Annotated in this window: 11 protein-coding genes; 8 read left to right on the forward strand and 3 right to left on the reverse strand. The window is 52.3% G+C overall.

The window, feature by feature from the left end; translation table 11 throughout:
• The first annotated feature begins 48 nt into the window (after positions 1–48).
• Genes BHAP_RS00800 through BHAP_RS00810 form a run of 3 tightly spaced genes read left to right on the forward strand, consistent with a single transcriptional unit; the run spans position 49 to position 4,500 of the window.
• Entirely contained in the window at positions 49–594 is a 546-nt protein-coding gene (locus BHAP_RS00800; RefSeq protein ID WP_094728695.1) for a MarR family winged helix-turn-helix transcriptional regulator, read from the forward strand.
• A complete protein-coding gene (locus tag BHAP_RS00805; RefSeq protein ID WP_094728697.1) occupies positions 584–2,485 on the forward strand; it encodes an ABC transporter ATP-binding protein in 1,902 nt (633 codons plus the stop codon). Before BHAP_RS00800 ends, BHAP_RS00805 begins: the two co-directional genes overlap by 11 nt.
• On the forward strand, positions 2,482–4,500 hold the full coding sequence (locus tag BHAP_RS00810) for an ABC transporter ATP-binding protein (RefSeq protein WP_094728699.1): 2,019 nt from the start codon (positions 2,482–2,484) through the stop codon (positions 4,498–4,500). The genes BHAP_RS00805 and BHAP_RS00810 overlap by 4 nt, the downstream gene beginning before the upstream one ends.
• 57 nt (positions 4,501–4,557) lie before the next feature.
• On the opposite strand, the gene BHAP_RS00815 is transcribed toward BHAP_RS00810, so the two are convergent.
• The gene (locus BHAP_RS00815) at positions 4,558–5,739 is read right to left on the reverse strand and encodes an ATP-binding protein (protein ID WP_244569195.1); all 1,182 of its coding nucleotides are present in this window, start codon (positions 5,737–5,739) and stop codon (positions 4,558–4,560) included.
• Between the two features lie 200 nt (positions 5,740–5,939).
• Here BHAP_RS00815 and BHAP_RS00820 point away from each other — a divergent pair, with 200 nt between their 5' ends.
• The 4 genes from BHAP_RS00820 (at position 5,940) to dnaG (ending at position 11,973) form a co-directional block, all read left to right on the forward strand.
• Entirely contained in the window at positions 5,940–6,983 is a 1,044-nt protein-coding gene (locus BHAP_RS00820; RefSeq protein ID WP_169713133.1) for a ribokinase, read from the forward strand.
• 190 nt (positions 6,984–7,173) lie between these two features.
• On the forward strand, positions 7,174–8,127 hold the full coding sequence (locus BHAP_RS00825) for a nucleoside hydrolase (protein ID WP_094728703.1): 954 nt from the start codon (positions 7,174–7,176) through the stop codon (positions 8,125–8,127).
• Positions 8,128–8,227: 100 nt separating this feature from the next.
• On the forward strand, positions 8,228–9,505 hold the full coding sequence (locus tag BHAP_RS00830; RefSeq protein ID WP_094728705.1) for a deoxyguanosinetriphosphate triphosphohydrolase: 1,278 nt from the start codon (positions 8,228–8,230) through the stop codon (positions 9,503–9,505).
• A gap of 344 nt (positions 9,506–9,849) precedes the next feature.
• Positions 9,850–11,973 carry a DNA primase gene (dnaG, locus tag BHAP_RS00835; protein WP_094728993.1) on the forward strand — a complete coding sequence of 708 codons (2,124 nt, stop codon included), beginning with the start codon at positions 9,850–9,852 and terminating at the stop codon, positions 11,971–11,973.
• A gap of 109 nt (positions 11,974–12,082) precedes the next feature.
• Here dnaG and BHAP_RS00840 read toward each other — a convergent pair whose 3' ends face one another.
• Entirely contained in the window at positions 12,083–13,048 is a 966-nt protein-coding gene (locus BHAP_RS00840; RefSeq protein WP_094728706.1) for a universal stress protein, read from the reverse strand.
• Positions 13,049–13,197: 149 nt separating this feature from the next.
• Between BHAP_RS00840 and BHAP_RS00845 the strand changes: the two genes are divergently transcribed.
• Positions 13,198–15,846 carry an AAA family ATPase gene (locus tag BHAP_RS00845; protein ID WP_094728708.1) on the forward strand — a complete coding sequence of 883 codons (2,649 nt, stop codon included), beginning with the start codon at positions 13,198–13,200 and terminating at the stop codon, positions 15,844–15,846.
• Between the two features lie 101 nt (positions 15,847–15,947).
• On the opposite strand, the gene BHAP_RS00850 is transcribed toward BHAP_RS00845, so the two are convergent.
• Positions 15,948–17,273 (reverse strand): amidohydrolase family protein, encoded by a 1,326-nt coding sequence (locus BHAP_RS00850; RefSeq protein ID WP_094728710.1) that lies wholly within the window; start codon positions 17,271–17,273, stop codon positions 15,948–15,950.
• Between the last annotated feature and the right edge of the window lie 84 nt (positions 17,274–17,357).

The following is a 17,357-nucleotide window of genomic DNA, read 5'->3' on the forward strand; positions in this document are numbered from 1 at the left end:
TGCATATAAGACTGTTGTATGGCAAACAATAGTCGTGACGGGAGGAATATGGACCAGCATGTCCTCAGCATTGAAGTTCGTTCACTGACTCGAGCAGTGGACCGATATCTCAGTGAAAGCATGCCTGAAGCTGCTCGTGTGGCAACAGGTGGCAATGCGCATATTATCGCGTTTCTGGATCGCAATCGCGATAAGGAAATCTACCAGCACACCATCGAGCAGAAGTTTTGTATTACTCGCTCTACTGCGTCGCGCGTGCTCGCGCTTATGGAGAAAAAAGGACTCATTGTGCGCGAACCGGTACCGCACGATGCACGATGCAAGCGTATTGTGCTCACGCACAAAGCGGATGCTATTGTGGCTGATCTCAAAACAAATGCTGATCGTGTGGAGCGGATGCTCGTCAACGGATTGTCGCCACTGGAGCAAGAAACGCTGCGCATGTGTATACAACGCATGCGCGAAAACATTCGTGAAGCGCAACAAGAGTATGAACACCATGAGGCTAGCCAGTTATCTTCCTCGACAGCTGGCGATGAGGATGAAGAGCTAAAACCATATAACCACATGAAGGAGGAGAATAATGAGCGATAGTGCTACCGCTACCGAGGCTGCGATTGAGCAGTCTCGTAAGGCTGTCGAACCGGAGCGACCGAAGCATATTATCCGTACTTTAGCGGGTTCGATGCGCGAATACACGAAAGAAAGCCTGCTCACACCACTGTTTGTGATTGTTGAGAGCATTCTCGAAATCGTGATTCCTACGATTATGGCCTCGCTGATTGATGACGGTATTTCAGGCGGTAGTATGCCCGCTATCATTAAGTTCGGCCTGATTTTGCTGTTATGCTCGATAGCTTCGCTTACTTCAGGTTTCTTCGCTGGTAAATTTGCGGCAATTGCTGCGGCTGGTTTTGCGAAGAATCTGCGCCGCGATCAGTTCGAGAAGGTGCAGGGCTTCAGCTTTACTAATATTGATCGATTCTCTACTGGTTCGATTATCACGCGACTTACTACCGATGTCACGAATCTACAGATGGCATACGGCATGATGATTCGTATGGGCGTGCGTGCTCCGATCATGGTGGTAGTTGCATGGATTTTCTCATTCCGTATTAGTCCTTCAATTTCGTTCGTTTTCCTCGCTTGCGTGCCAATTTTGGCGATTGGTTTGTGCGGGCTTGCGGTGCTTGTGCATCCGGTGTTCGAGCGTGTGTTCCACACGTATGATGCACTGAACAACGTTGTTGATGAGAATTTGCAGGGCGTACGCGTGGTGAAATCGTATAACCGCGAACCGTTCGAGATTTCCAAGTTTGATCGAATCTCACAGCGTATCTTCAAAGATTTCACCAAGGCTGAGCGCATTATGAGTTTTAATAATCCGCTCATGATGCTCTGCATTTATGGCTCAATGATTCTTATTTCGTGGATGGGCGCGAATCAGATCGTTGCTTCCGGTAACAATGCTGCGATGGGCTTGACTACCGGCGACTTGACTGCTCTGGTTACGTATGCGATGCAGATTCTCATGGCCATGATGATGCTCTCCATGATTTTTGTCATGATTATCATTTCGCAAGCGTCCGCCGAACGTATTTGTCAAGTGCTGCAGGAAGAAAGCACGGTGAGCGATCCTGATCATCCGGTCACCAATGTTGCAGATGGTTCGATTGTGTTCGACCACGTTACGTTCCGTTATTCCGATAGCTCCGAAAAACCGGTACTTGACGATATTGATCTGACTATTCAATCCGGTATGACCATCGGCATCGTCGGCGGCACTGGTTCGGCTAAATCGTCGCTTGTCCAGCTTGTTCCACGTCTGTATGATGTTTCCTCTGGAACGCTCAAGGTGGGCGGCATTGATGTGCGCGACTACGATCTTGAAGTGTTGCGCGATCAAGTTGCTATGGTGTTGCAAAAGAACGTGCTGTTCTCCGGTACGATCAAGGAAAACTTGCGTTGGGGTAACCCGAATGCTACCGATGAGGAAATTCGCCATGCCTGCCAGCTTGCACAAGCAGACGGATTTATCCAAGAGTTCCCTGACAAGTACGATACGTACATTGAACAGGGTGGTACCAATGTTTCCGGTGGCCAACGTCAGCGTCTGTGTATTGCTCGTGCGCTCTTGAAGAAGCCGAAGATTCTCATTCTTGATGATTCCACTTCGGCTGTTGATACCAAGACGGATCGCCTGATTCGTGCCGCATTCCACCACGAAATTCCGGACACGACCAAGATCATTATCGCGCAGCGTGTTGCTTCCGTACAGGAATCTGACATGATTCTTGTGATGAACAATGGTCGCATTATGGCACGCGGCACGCATGATGAACTACTGGCTACATGCGACGAATACCGGTCTATCTATGAATCTCAGACCAAGAACACTGCAGAAGGTCAAGCGGCGCTTGAACAGGCAGCAGCACATGAAGTTGCACAGGTGAAGCGTATGGAACAGGAAGGAGTGGCACGATGAGCGATACCAAACAGAATTTCAGCAAGCGCAAGCCGGGTATGGGCAAGCCTGCGCCCGGTACTACCAAGCGTATTTTCAGCTATATCTTGCATTACCGTTGGCGTGTGACTGCTATCGTTGTATGCATTCTTATTGGTGCTGCGGCACAGGCCGGTTCGGCGTTGTTCCTTCAAACGCTTATCGACACATATATCTTACCGATGGTCGGTGCCTCAAACCCGGATTGGGGTCCATTACTGCGTGCACTCACGCTTATGGGATGCCTGTATGTTGCCGGTATTGTCTCAAGCTGGCTATGGATGTGGCTGATCGTTACGGTCGAACAAGGCACGCTCAAAACCATCCGCGACGATATGTTCGCACACCAGCAGTATCTGCCAATTCGATACTTCGATACGAACGAACACGGCGATATTATGAGTCGCTACACTAACGACACTGATACGCTGCGTCAGGCCATTAGCCAGTCATTCCCGCAGATGTTTGCGTCAATGGTCTCTGCGATCGCAGCTATCATCTCGATGCTGTGGCTGTCGGTGCCGATTACCATATTCGTTCTGGTATTCACTGTGGCACTGTTCTTTATGGTGCGTGTCATCGTTTCTCGAGCCGGTCGTTACTTTGTCAAGCAGCAGCACTGGCTTGGTGATGTGAACGCATTCGTTGAAGAAGCAGTCAACGGCCAGAAAGTCATCAAGGTGTTCAACCATGAGGATGCAACGCAACAGACTTTCGACGAAAAGAATGAAGAACTGTTCGCTGCGTCTGCTGAAGCGAACACGTGGGGTAACGTCACCATGCCGGTTGTAGGCAACATGGGTTACGTGCTCTACATTTTGCTCGCTATTGTCGGTGGTGCAATGGCACTTGCTGGTGTCGGTAACTTTGGTCTGAGTGGTGCCGGTACGTTGACCCTCGGTACACTGATTTCGTTGCTCACCCTGTCCCGCTCATTTATTAATCCGCTCGGTCAGGTATCCATGCAGCTCAACATGGTGATGATGGCGCTCGCTGGTGCTTCTCGTATCTTTGCCTTAATGGATGAGCCGATTGAAACTGACGGTGGTACGGTGACGCTGGTGAATGTCAAACTCGGCGAGGATGGCCGTACGATGACTGAAACAGACCATGAAACCGGTCATTGGGCGTGGAAGCGTGAGGCAGGTGACGACGGTACTCGCTCGCTTAAAGCAGCAGAAAAGCTGCAAGGTTCGGCTCGTGAGGTGGCAATTAAAGCTAAGGAGCAGGCGGTTACCTCTCCTGATGGGCGTTATACGTTGCTACGCGGCGATGTGCGCTTCACCAATGTAACGTTCGGCTATAACCCAGACAAACCGGTGCTGCATGACATCACGTGGTTCGCTAAGCCCGGTCAAAAGATTGCGCTTGTCGGCGCAACCGGTGCTGGTAAGACTACGGTGACGAACCTTATCAACCGGTTCTACGACATTCAGGAAGGTCAGATTCTCTACGATGGTATTTCGGTAGCGAACATTCGTAAGCCTGATCTGCGTCGTTCGCTTGGTGTGGTGCTGCAGGATGTGAACTTGTTTACCGGTACAGTGATGGACAATATTCGCTACGGTCGTCTCGACGCAACTGATGAAGAGTGCATTGAGGCAGCAAAGCTTGTGAACGCGGACGGCTTCATCCGTATGCTGCCGCAAGGTTATCAGACTGTGCTTGAAGGTGACGGTTCAGGCTTATCGCAAGGCCAGCGTCAGTTGATCTCGATCGCGCGTGCTGCGGTTGCTGATCCGCCGGCGCTTATTCTCGATGAGGCTACGTCATCTATCGACACGCGCACTGAGGAAGTCGTTCAGGCTGGCATGGATGCGCTTATGAAGGGACGTACCGTGTTCGTTATTGCGCATCGGTTGTCTACAGTGCGCAACTCCGATGTGATTATGGTGCTCGATCACGGCCGCATCATCGAACGCGGCTCCCACGATGAGCTTATCGCTCAGCAAGGTGAGTACTACCAGCTCTACACCGGAGCCGTCGAGCTCGAGTAAGGAATAAAAATAATGGTTATGGTGCGAGCCAATCTTTGGCTCGCACCATAACCATTGTTATTCAGTCAACCAGTCGAGCGCGTTGACGACGTCGATACCGTCAACGGTTCCTAACCCAAATGTGTCTAGGGTTAAGACCATACGTCGACCCGGTTGGTTGCCGAGTTGCAGGAATGGTTCAAATTCGCGCCGACGTGTTTCAGGGTCCATAATGCTGGCACTGACTTGAATGAGTATTTGCTCGACGGTGAGATCGTCTCTCATTCGTGTCGCCACAAAATCAATTTCCAGTTTGTCTATTTTCCCTACTTGAACTGTGTATCCACGTGTGCACAACTCGTTATGAATAACATTTTCGAGTAGAACACCGAAATTACCGGATGGATAGCCAAGCAACATGTTCTTGATACCGAGATCAGCCGGATAATACTTATTGAGCCCTTGAAGATGACCACCGCCCTTGACGTTAATACGTGACGCACGATAAAATAGATAAGCATCTAATAGTCCAGAAATATATCGTTCGATAGTTTCGTTCGTAGTAGATCGGTGAGAGCTAACCAGCCGATGCTCAATCTTAGCGACAGGTGTTGGCGATCCTGCTGTATCGGCAAGATAACGGGTTATATCATTAAATACCATCGGATTGCGAATTTGCAGATACTGGGCAATATCCCGCATCACAATGGTGTTATACACACCATTGAGCACGGTGTGTGCTAATGCCTGATTGGTACCCTGATCAACTACAGGCGGTAGTCCTCCATACCTTGTGTATCGATCGAATGCGGCGATTCGGTCACTGTGCATATTGGTATAGTCCAAAAACTCTTGGAATGACAGCGGAAACACATTGATTTCAATATAGCGTCCGGCTAGAAGTGTTGCCAGATGACTAGAGAGTAGATGCGCGTTTGAGCCGGTTAAATAAATATCAACATTATGCTCGACACGTAATGCGTTGATGGCTCGTTCCCAATGGTTGACAAGTTGAACTTCGTCAAGGAGTAAATAATATCGACCGTCATCTTGTATATGAGTCACGATGGTCTGATGCAGTTGCTTCTCATCACAATCGTTGTACTGGAATGATTCAAGATTGATGTTGATAATGTGATCTTCCGCAATATCATGCTCAGTAAGGTAACGGTGGAAGAGTGCGAGTAATGATGATTTACCGCATCGGCGCATGCCTGTGATGACTTTAATAAGGCCATTATCTCGTGTTGCAACAAGCATGTTGAGATATTTCGGTCTAGGCTTCAGCTCCATAAGACTCCAACTTTTACTAGTATACTAGTAAAAGTATATCATAAAATCACACTTTTACTAGTATGACCGATAAAGTATGTTTTTGCGGCATACTTTAACGGTCATACTAGTAAAAGTTGCAAAGTGGTGCTAAGGCTTGCAGCAGTGTGGCTGCTAAGGTAAAAGATATGAGAACTGACAATCGTGGTCTGTCTGATATGTTCGACTTGCTGGGCCGTATGCATGGCAGCGTGTCGGTAATTGGCTCAATGAACGCGGACTATACGGTAACAACTGAACGATTGCCGAAACCGGGAGAGACAGTCAACGCTGGGCCGTTACGAATTCTGCCCGGTGGCAAATCCGGCAATCAAGCTGCACAAGCTGCCCTGCTCGGTGCGCAGGTTCGCATGTTCGGCGCGGTCGGTTCTGATGCGAATGCTGATTTTCTGCTTGGTGAATTGAATAAGTCGGGCGTTGATACGACATATGTGCGTCATGTGCCGGGCGCAAGCGGCACGACTGTGATCACTGTAGACGCGTGCGGTGAGAACACGATCGTGTACTCACCTGGTTCAAATGCGATGGTCGACATTGACTATGTCAACGCATCACATGACATACTCGTCTCTTCATCGGTACTTGGCTTGTGTTTAGAAAGTCCGATTGAAACGGTTACTGCAGCTGCTCGCATGTGCCATGAAGCTGGTGTTACAGTGTTGCTCAACGATTCGCCGTTCGTGCCTGAACTACCAGCCGAGCTGATCGCAGCAACGGATATATTGCTCGTCAACGAGCATGAAATGGCTCAACTCTTACGCATTGACGAACCAGACGATGGCAACTGGAGTAATTTCGACTGGATGATTGCCCTAGAACGGTTGCATGCATTCGGTTGTGAGCGAGCAATTGTGACACTCGGCGGTGACGGATCAGTGGTATTGGACACTACTGCGAACAATGCGAAACACAGTTTAGACGCCGACGTGGTAACCGTATCCGCATCCACTAACTGCGTAACTCGTATCGCTCCGGTCAGCGTCCAAGCAGTCGATACTACCGGTTGCGGTGACTCGTTTATGGGCACTGTACTCGCTGGACTCGCTTCGGGACTCGAACTGCACGAAGCAGCTCAGCTTGCTTCGGTCGTTGCGGCTTACGCAGCTACCGGTCACGGTGCGCAAGCATCCTACGGCACACCTGCGCTCATTTGCGAACGTTTCGATAGGTGAGCTACTGTACCAAGCTGCTTATTGAGATATTGAGATAAGTCTGTAGTCAGCGTCAGATAAGTCGCCGGTAGGCGAACAGCGACTGAATTCTCTGTGCCAAAGCGGAGTGGCTTGCAGCATGATAACGATACGCGAGATACGCTAATACGTATCATACGGCCATCGTATCGATTCAGCAGGGAGGCTTATCATGAAGAAAATCATCCTCGACTTGGACACTGGCATTGATGACACGCTTGCCATCGCCTATGCGTTAGGCAGCGGTGAAGCGGAACTCGTCGGCATCACCGGCACATACGGTAATGTCACCGTCGATCAAGGCGTACGCAATGCGCTCGCCGTCGCCGAACTCTTCGGTCACCCTGAAGTTCCCGTCTACCGTGGCGTCGATCATCCGCTTACGCGAGACACGTTTACGGTCAGCGCCGGTTCAGCCTTCATCCACGGCAACAACGGTATCGGCGAAATCGATATCCCTGACGCAAACCGCGAGCCCGAATCCGAGCCGGCAGTCGATTTTATCATCGACGCAGTCAAAACATACGGCAAAGAACTCACGTACATACCAACCGGTGCACTCACTAATATTGCAACCGCATTGCGCCGCGCTCCCGAAATCCGCAACTTGTTCGGCAGTATCGTACTCATGGGTGGCGCGCTCACTGTTCCCGGCAATGTGAACGCATGGACCGAAGCTAATATTTCACAAGATCCTGAAGCTGCCGACTACCTGTTCCGTTCCGGTGTACGCTCGACCATGATCGGACTCGACGTGACTATGCAAACACTGCTCACTCGCCGTCAAACGCAACGTTGGCGTGATCTGGATACACCAGCCGGACGTTTCCTCGCTGACATGACCGATTATTACATTCACGCGTATGAGACCACCGCACCAAACCTTGGTGGTTGCGGGCTGCACGATCCGCTCGCAGTAGCGGCGGCCCTCGACCCGACGATCGTTGCTACACTGCCAATTAATCTGAAAGTTGATCTTGACGGTGCCACACGTGGTCGCACGATCGGCGATTACGATCGACTTGCTGACCCGTTTAAGACTACGAATGTGGCGATTGCAGTCAACGCGTCACGATTCCTTGACGACTTTATGCACCGTGTGACGGCTGTCGCTGAACAACACTGATTGCGGTATCACTGATTTCGGCGCGAACTGGCATGCGCAGTATGAGCAGACTGAGTGAATGCTGCTGCTAAGCTGAGGCGAGGGGAGGTGCAATAACACGATGCAGCGGACGGAAACAATACCAGCAGGCGAAGCATACTGTGCATTCGACGAGGAACGCTGGGCTGTTGAACCGCCTAAATCCAAATCACGAACCGCGTTCGAGCGCGATCGTGCTCGGCTTATTCACTCGTCTGCTCTACGCCGACTCGGAGCCAAAAGTCAAATTTTGATCGCTGGAACCGACGATTTTGCGCGCACGAGGCTCACACATACGCTCGAAGTTGCGCAAATCGGTCGGCAAATCGGCAAATTACTCGGTTGCGATCCTGACGTGGTTGACTGCGCGTGCCTTGCCCACGATCTCGGTCATCCGCCGTTCGGGCATAACGGTGAACGCGCGCTCGCGTCCATTGCTGCGCATATTGGCGGATTTGAAGGCAACGCGCAAACCTTGCGTCTGCTTACAAGACTTGAGCCGAAAGTGTTCCACGAGGACGGTCGATCAGCAGGTGTCAATCTTACGCGTGCTTCACTCGACGCGGCTGTCAAATATCCGTGGACGCTTGCTGAAGCTGATCAGCATCCTAAAGGTGAACGCAGTAAAAAATATTGCGTATACCCAGATGATGAAGCGGTATTCCGTTGGCTGAAAATCGGCGCTCCTGAAGCTACGCGCCCGATGGAATGCCAAGTTATGGACTTGGCAGATGATATCGCGTATAGCGTGCACGATGTGGAAGACGCGATTGCAACCGGTGCGTTCAATCCGATTGCGCTCACTGATCCGCGCATTGTCGACAGTGTTGTGACGCAAACGCGCGCATGGTATGGCTCGCAATGGGACAGTGACCGGTTAGTTGATGCACTGAACCGATTGCGCACATTGCATATGTTCCCTGATAATTTCAATGGTTCACGAGCTTCGCTCGCACAGCTCAAAAACATTACCAGTGATTTGATCGGACGGTTTGCGTGGTCAGTGGAACATGCCACGCGCGACACGTACGGTTCCGGGCCGCTCGTACGATATCGGGCAAACGTGGTTATCCCTGAAGAAACGAGCTATGAAATCGTCGCGCTCAAAGGTATTGCCGTGCATTTTGTTATGGCACCGCGTGAACGTGAGCCATTCCACGAAGAAGAACAACGGATTATTGTCGATCTTATTGATGTGCTTATGGCTGATTCGCCAAATCCGTCTGATGCACTCGAAAGCGTATTCCTTGACGACTGGCGTGAAGCAGTGAACGATGATGAACGGCTGCGTGTTGCTGTCGATCAGGTTGCCTCCCTGACCGATAATTCCGCGCTCGCGCTGCATTCGATCTTGTGCTAAGCGGTTAATCAATATATGGGTGTGGTCGGAGTTGCTTGATGGAGTTGATGTTCGACACGCTCCGGGCCGCTCGGCCAAGTCTTACGGTCGAACATCAACTCCATCAAGCAACTCCTCGGCTTAATGTGATATCGAGTCTTGAGCTGGTGAATGAGAATAGTGTAAGTAACGTTCACCGAAAGCGAGGCGTGTGCTGTATATACGATGCGCGACCGTAAGACTTGGCCGAGCGGCCCGGAGCGTGTCGAACATCGTATATACAGCACACACCGGTTGGCGCACAATCAACGCAGAAACTTCGCGTGAACTAGCCAGCTCCCAGCATGACGGTATTGTTGAACGTTATGGCCGGGATGATCAAGAAAGAAGACGTCGAACAGGTGCGAGCGCGGGCTGACCTGTACGATATCGTGTCTGCAAGCGTGACGTTGAAAGCGTCAGGTACAGGTACGTTCGTCGGTCTATGCCCGTTCCACGATGAAAAAACGCCAAGTTTTAACGTGCGACCAGCACTCGGTGTATGGCATTGCTTCGGTTGTGGACTCGGCGGCGATGTGTTTAAGTTCGTCGAACAGCAAGAAAATATTGACTTCCGTGAGGCTGTCGAGCTGCTCGCTGACCGTTATCACATTGAGCTGCATTACGAAAATGGCCCGTCGCCAGATAAGCCTGTCGGCTCAAAACGTACTCGTCTGCTCGAAGCTAATGAGGAAGCACAACGGTTTTTTGTTTCGCAAATTCTCACGAAGGAAGCACTTCCCGCCCGCAAACTGCTTGGTGGCCGCAATTTCAGCCAAGCCGATTGTGAACGATTCGGATGTGGTTATGCGCCGCAAGGTTGGGATAATCTTGTGCGTCATTTAGCTGGTAAAGGTTTCACGCAGCAAGAAATGCTTGACGCGGGACTTGCTCGACGTGGGCAGCGCGGCGTGTATGACTATTTCCGCGGCCGTGTAACATGGCCGATTCGTGATTCGACCGGTCGCACACTTGGTTTTGGCGCGCGCAAGCTATACGAAGACGATACGATTAACGCCAAATACATCAATACACCAGACACGGCACTGTACCGCAAAACGCAAGTACTGTACGGTATTGATATTGCGAAGTCAGCGATTGTGAAGAAGCGGCAAGCGGTGATCGTCGAAGGTTACACGGATGTGATGGCGATGCATCTGGCTGGTATCGATACGGCGATCGCTACGTGTGGTACCGCGTTTGGTGCGGAACATGCGAAAATCGTACGCCGACTTATTGCCGATGATTCACTTGGAGCGGTGCAACTTATCGGCCCGTTGAAAGTTGACGGACAGTCGCTGAGCTCGCGCATTGTGTTTACATTTGACGGTGATGCTGCTGGGCAGAAGGCTGCATTACACGCGTTTGGATTAGATGCAACGTTCTTGTCGCAGACGTTTGTTGCTGTAGCGGATGACAATCTGGACCCGTGCGATCTGCGTATTGAACGTGGTAATGAGGCGGTGCGCTCGTTGGTCGACCATGCGAAGCCATTGTACGATTTTGTGATTGATACAGCGATTGGTCGTTTTGATACGACGTATACGACTGGTCAGATGGGTGCGGTCAAAGCTGCGGCTCCGCTTATCGCGCAAATCCGTGATCGTTCGCTGCTCGATTTATATACGCGCAAAGCGACGCGGCGTATCGGTGTTGATTTAGACGTGATGCAGCGAGAAGTACGGCAGGCACGCCGACAATTACATGTGCGCGACGAAGATGCATATGCGGTGAAAAGACGGAACGGGGTCGGAGGAGTCGGTCCTGAATTTGGCGAGAGCGCTGGGATTGTTGGTCGTGCTGGCAATGCTCAGATCGGGGCGGATAATAATCCGTATGCTAATCCTGCTGTACGGCGTTCCCTTGAGCGTCGCGATGCGAATGAGCAAACATATTATCGGATTGATGACGCGGTGTTTGTGTGTGAACAGCAGTTTATGGCTACGTTGATTCAAGTACCGCGTGCGATTGACCCGGCGATGTTTGCGTCACTGTCGCTGTCGAATTTCATGACACCAGTATTTCGTTCACTGTTTCAAGCGATTGCTGCTGCCGGCGGATTGCCGGACGTGGCGACTCCACAAGGATTATGGTTGCATAATCTCGCTAAGGCAGGCGGGCCATTATTGGAACCGGTAGTAAACGAATTGGCAGTCATGCCGTTGCCGCTGCCTCCGAGTGAGGATGATTTGCGGGCAAGTGAGGGGAAGCCAACTAATGGAGCAGAGGCTCAGCTTCGTCCAGCTACACCCGCTGAACAGCAGTATGCTGCAGAATTAACTGCGAAACTACTTGACATGGGATTTATGCGGCGTATCGGCGCGGTACGTCGACGGATGGCTGCATTACCTGATGGCGAAGAGAAAATTGCGCTACTCGGTCAAATTACGCAAATGGAGACTGCTCGCAAAGATCTTCAGTCGCAAATCTTCCACAATAATGTCGGCTGATTGCTTAGCTCATCGGCCGTAAGTATGTGTGCAGCTGGTATCTGCTCACAAACTTACGGCCTACAAATCACTCATACTGCCGGTTCAACGACTCGTATCAAGAACGCGGTCAGTGCACAACGGTGAGTGTGCACTCGGATAAGGTGACGAGCTGCTTGGATACAGAGCCAAGGAAGTGCGCGTCGAGGCCAGACAGTCCACGCGAACCGACTACGAGATGACTTGCATAACGCGATGCGGCAATCAATCCCTTAGCGGCTGCGATATGGAACGCATGCGCTTCGAGATCAACCCCTTGTGCAAATGAGCGGTCACCGAGCATATCCGACAGAATTTGCTCAGCACGCTGCTGCCCAACTTCTACCGGTGCAACAGCATTCTCGTATCCCGGTATCATACCTAAATCACGCAGCTGCCAGCAGAACAACACATGCAACGGCAGTCCATGCACGCGAGCCTCATGTATCGCGAACTCTAACGCGTGCCTAGACGTTGCCGAACCATCCACGCCCACTACCACAGGCCGTCCGTTTACAGCAACATTTGGCCGCGCGAATCGAGTCGTCACATTAGCTGGCGTCAGTGCGTTCGCAATCGCATCCTGCATCGTCTCATCTTCATCCGTGAAAATACGCACTATGGTCACCGGTACGCTCGTCGCTTCTTCAACCAGCGACGTGGAAAACGAGCCAGTAAACCAGCGCGCCACACGGCCAAGCGAACGGCGACCGACCACAATCTGCTGCGCGTTCTTACCGATCTGCAATAACGCTGACGTACCGGACGCATGCACCGACGTGAGCGTGACCGCATCCGCAGTCACATCAGTCATACCGTCCACTGCCTCATCAACCCACGCTTTGAGTCGTGCGCCAATTCGGTCGCGTAATTCTTGCCAGCCGGCCTCATCATCTGGCTCAGAGCCCATATCCCACGATCGAGTCCAACCGTATACTGCGTTCACGCGCTGCCCGGTCAGCTGCGCCTCGCGCAACGCCCAACGCAACGCTGCAAATGACTCATCAGAACCGTCCACACCGACCACAATGTCGGCCATGTCCGCATTGCCCGTCATGATGCCTCCTTTAATGACTGTGACAGTCAACGACTGATTCCAGCATATCGTCTCGTGTTGCGTCTACAGCGCAATTCACACAAGAATTGCAATAAACGTCACCGCGAATCGGTAGAGTGTCATGTACTAACAAGAGTGGAAGGACAAGCATGTTCGAACGGTTTACCGACCGTGCCCGGCGCGTGATCGTGCTGGCGCAGGAAGAGGCTCGTGCCCTCCAGCACAATTACATCGGCACCGAGCATCTGCTGCTCGGCCTGATCCGCGAGGGTGATGGCGTGGCCGCAAAGGCGCTCGCATCCAAGGGCGTGACCTTGGAGGACACGCGCAAGCAGGTCGAAGAGATGATCGGCAAGGGTAATGCGGCACCTGGAGGCCACATACCCTTCACGCCACACGCTAAGCAAGTGCTGGAACTCAGCCTTCGTGAGGCGCTGCAGCTGGGGCACAGCTATATCGGCACTGAGCACATCCTGCTCGGCCTGATCCGTGAAGGTGAGGGCGTAGGCACGCAGGTGCTCATCAAGATGGACGTCGATCTGGGCGAACTCCGTAGTGCCACAATCGATATGATTCGCGGCAACTCGGCTTCCTCGTCGGATGGTCAAGGCAAGGGTGATCTTGCAAACGCTGGTGGCGTGCAAGATAAGCGCAATCAGACTGGTTCGGCAATTCTTGACCAGTTTGGCCGCAATCTGACGGCTGAAGCAGCCGAGGGCAAGCTCGACCCGGTTATCGGCCGTTCCAAGGAAATTGAACGCGTGATGGTTGTGCTCTCGCGTCGTACCAAGAACAATCCGGTCCTGATTGGTGAACCGGGTGTCGGTAAGACTGCCGTTGTTGAGGGCCTTGCGCAAAAGATCAACGCGGGCGATGTGCCGGAAACGTTGAAGGGCAAGCAGGTGTACTCGCTTGACCTCGGTTCAATGGTGGCTGGTTCTCGCTACCGTGGCGACTTTGAGGAGCGCCTCAAGAAAGTCTTGAAGGAAATCAAGACGCGTGGCGATATCGTGCTGTTTATCGATGAGATTCACACGATTGTCGGCGCAGGCTCTGCAGATGGTGCCCTTGGTGCGTCTGATATGTTGAAGCCGATGCTTGCGCGCGGCGAGCTACAGACCATTGGTGCGACCACGACTGACGAGTATCGCAAGTACATCGAGAAGGATGCGGCGCTCGAACGCCGTTTCCAGCCGATTCAGGTGCATGAGCCGTCGATCGCGGAAACCATCGAGATTTTGAAGGGCTTGCGTTCTCGTTATGAGAATCACCACAGGGTGACGATTACTGACGGTGCTCTGCAAGCTGCTGCCGAACTGTCTGCGCGGTACATTCAAGATCGTAACCTGCCGGATAAGGCGATCGATTTGATCGATGAGGCTGGTGCGCGTTTGCGTATTAAGCGTCTGACTGCGCCGCCAGAGCTCAAGGAACTCGACGGTCGTATCGCCAAGCTCGCTGCTGACAAGGATGAGGCTATTAAGGCTCAGGACTTCGAGAAGGCCGCTACTTTGCGCGACAGTCAGGAGAAGCTGGAAGCTGAGCGCAAGGAGAAAGAGACTGCTTGGAAGCAGGGCGAGTCTGACGTCAAGATGACCGTGGATGAGGATGTGATCGCTGAAGTGATCTCCAACACCACGGGCATTCCAGTGTTCAAGCTCACGCAGGCTGAATCCAAGAAGCTTATGAACATGGAAGCCGAACTGCACAAGCGCATCATCGGTCAGGATGAGGCGGTGTCCGCACTGTCTCGTTCGATTCGCCGTGCGCGTGTCGGCTTGAAGGACCCGAAGCGTCCGGCTGGTTCGTTCATCTTCGCCGGCCCGACTGGTGTCGGTAAGACTGAGCTGGCTAAGGCGCTCGCCGAATTCCTGTTCGACGATGAGGACGCGCTGATTCGCGTCGATATGTCCGAGTTCTCCGAAAAGTATGCGGCATCGCGTCTGTTTGGTGCGCCTCCGGGATATGTCGGCTACGAGGAAGGCGGCGAACTCACCGAGAAGGTGCGTCGCAAGCCGTTCTCTGTCGTGCTGTTTGATGAGATCGAAAAGGCTCACCCGGATATCTTCAACACGCTGTTGCAGGTGCTGGACGACGGTCATTTGACCGACGGCCAGGGACGTAAGGTGGACTTCAAGAACACCATTATTATCCTGACGACAAACCTCGGTACACGCGACATCGCAAAGATGGCGAACACAGGCTTCAACCTCAGTTCCAACACAGAATCGAGCTACCAGCGCATGAAGGATCAGGTAAGCACGGAATTGAAGCAGCAGTTCCGTCCTGAGTTCCTCAACCGTCTGGACGACATCATCGTGTTCAAGCAGCTCACCGAGCCGCAGGTGCGTCAGATCGTGGATCTTGACGTCAAGCAGCTCAATGACCGTCTGTTTGACCGTCATATGTCGCTTGAACTGACCGACGCTGCTAAGGATCTGCTTGCGCAGAAGGGCTTTGACCCGCTGCTTGGCGCACGTCCGTTGCGTCGCGTCATCCAGCGCGATATTGAGGATGCGATCTCTGAGAAGATCCTCATGGGTGAGCTCTCTGACGGTCAGCGCGTAGTGGTGGATGCTGAGGGCGACAACGTTCTTGAAGAGGAATTCACGTTCAAGGGCGAGGCGTTCGATTATCCGAAGACTGCTGCTGACACGGCTAACACTGCTGATTCAGCCGAGGCTGAGGCTACAACGGAGGCACCGACTGACGAGCCAGCTATGGCGACAGCTGCATCGACATCAACAGCTGACGGTGATGGTGCTAATGCAGCAGATGGCAGCGCACAAGCTGAATAATTGCGCTGATTGCTATATATGAATGTGGCGGGATGATTCTCAATGAACCATCCCGCCACATTCATATATAGCTATATAGGCTGCGTGTTGCGTACGTAAGGTTATGCGCGTAACAAATCGAGATCAGTGTCAATCCGCTTATGTCGCGTAAACAACGTGCGTCCAGCACGCACCGAGCGCAGCACGTCACAACGCTCATACACCGCGTCAAATACGCTTGCTGCATCGAGCACAATAAAGTTCGCAGGCTTGCCTAGCTCAAGACCATACTGATCGCGCAATCCTAATGTGACAGCGCCATCAGTCGTCAAGAATTTCAGCGCGTCGTCAATCTCCTCAAAGCTCATCATCTGCGCCAGATGCAGCACATAATCGAGAATTAACATCATATTGCCGTTACCGACCGGGTACCACGGGTCTTGCATCGAATCTTGACCGAGCGACACATTTATACCAGCCTCGGTAAGCTCCTTGACTCGTGTAATCCCACGTCGCTTGGGGAATGTGTCTTGGCGGCCCTGCAAATATAGGTTTTCGGTAGGTGCGCACGCAAAATTAAGATGCGCCATCTTCAGCAGCTTGGTCAAGTGGAAGAAATACGCATTATCCGCCGAACCGAGCGAACAGGTGTGGCTTGCCGTAGTCCGCTCGCCAATACCTGCGCGGTAAGCCAGTGCTGCCAGCAACTCAACGTACCGCGAGTTCGGATCGTCAGTCTCATCGCAGTGCACATCGATCAGCTTGTCATACCGCGACGCAAGTTCAACCACCGTATGCATCGAACGTTCCCCAAACTCACGACACTGCTCAAAATGTGGAATACCACCGACGCAATCCGCGCCCATTTTCAAGCCTTCTTCGACCAAGTCGGCACCAGACTCACCGTGTGGGCCTTCGTATGAGTACATGCCCTCCTGTGGGAAGCTCACAATTTGGATAGTAACAGTGTCTTTAAGCTCTTCCTTGAGTTCAAGCAGCGCCTTGAGTGAAGTGAGATTCGGGTCAGTCACGTCAGCATGCGAGCGGATAAACTGCACACCGTGCAGCATTTCTTTACGTATGCCAATGCGAGCGCGACGCTTTACCTCGTCAACAGTCAAATCAGATTTCGTTTCACTCCACCGCTGAATACCTTCGAACAGTGTGCCGGACTCGTTCACTGCGCCGGGCTTACGTGCAGTGAACACATAGTCGAGATGTAAATGTGTGTCACAGAACGGCGGACACACGAGTTTACCACCTAAATCCACAGTTTCAGCAGTGCTCAAATCCTTGCCTTGCGCGCCCAGCTGAGCCGCCAAATCAGGTCCGATCGCTCTAAACACACCGTCTTCTACCAGCAGATCTTGCAATGGCGCAGTATCAGCGGCGGTGCTGCCCGGTTGACCGGTGGCAATATGTGCGTTCGTGAACAGTGTCGTGGTCATCGTGACTCCTTTACTCGGCGAACGTTCGAGACGTTGATGGTTATCCGTTGACGTGCGCTGTGTTGCTGTGTTGCCGATCGGTTA

This window comes from Bifidobacterium hapali, assembly GCF_002259755.1.
GTDB classification, from domain to species: Bacteria; Actinomycetota; Actinomycetes; order Actinomycetales; family Bifidobacteriaceae; genus Bifidobacterium; species Bifidobacterium hapali.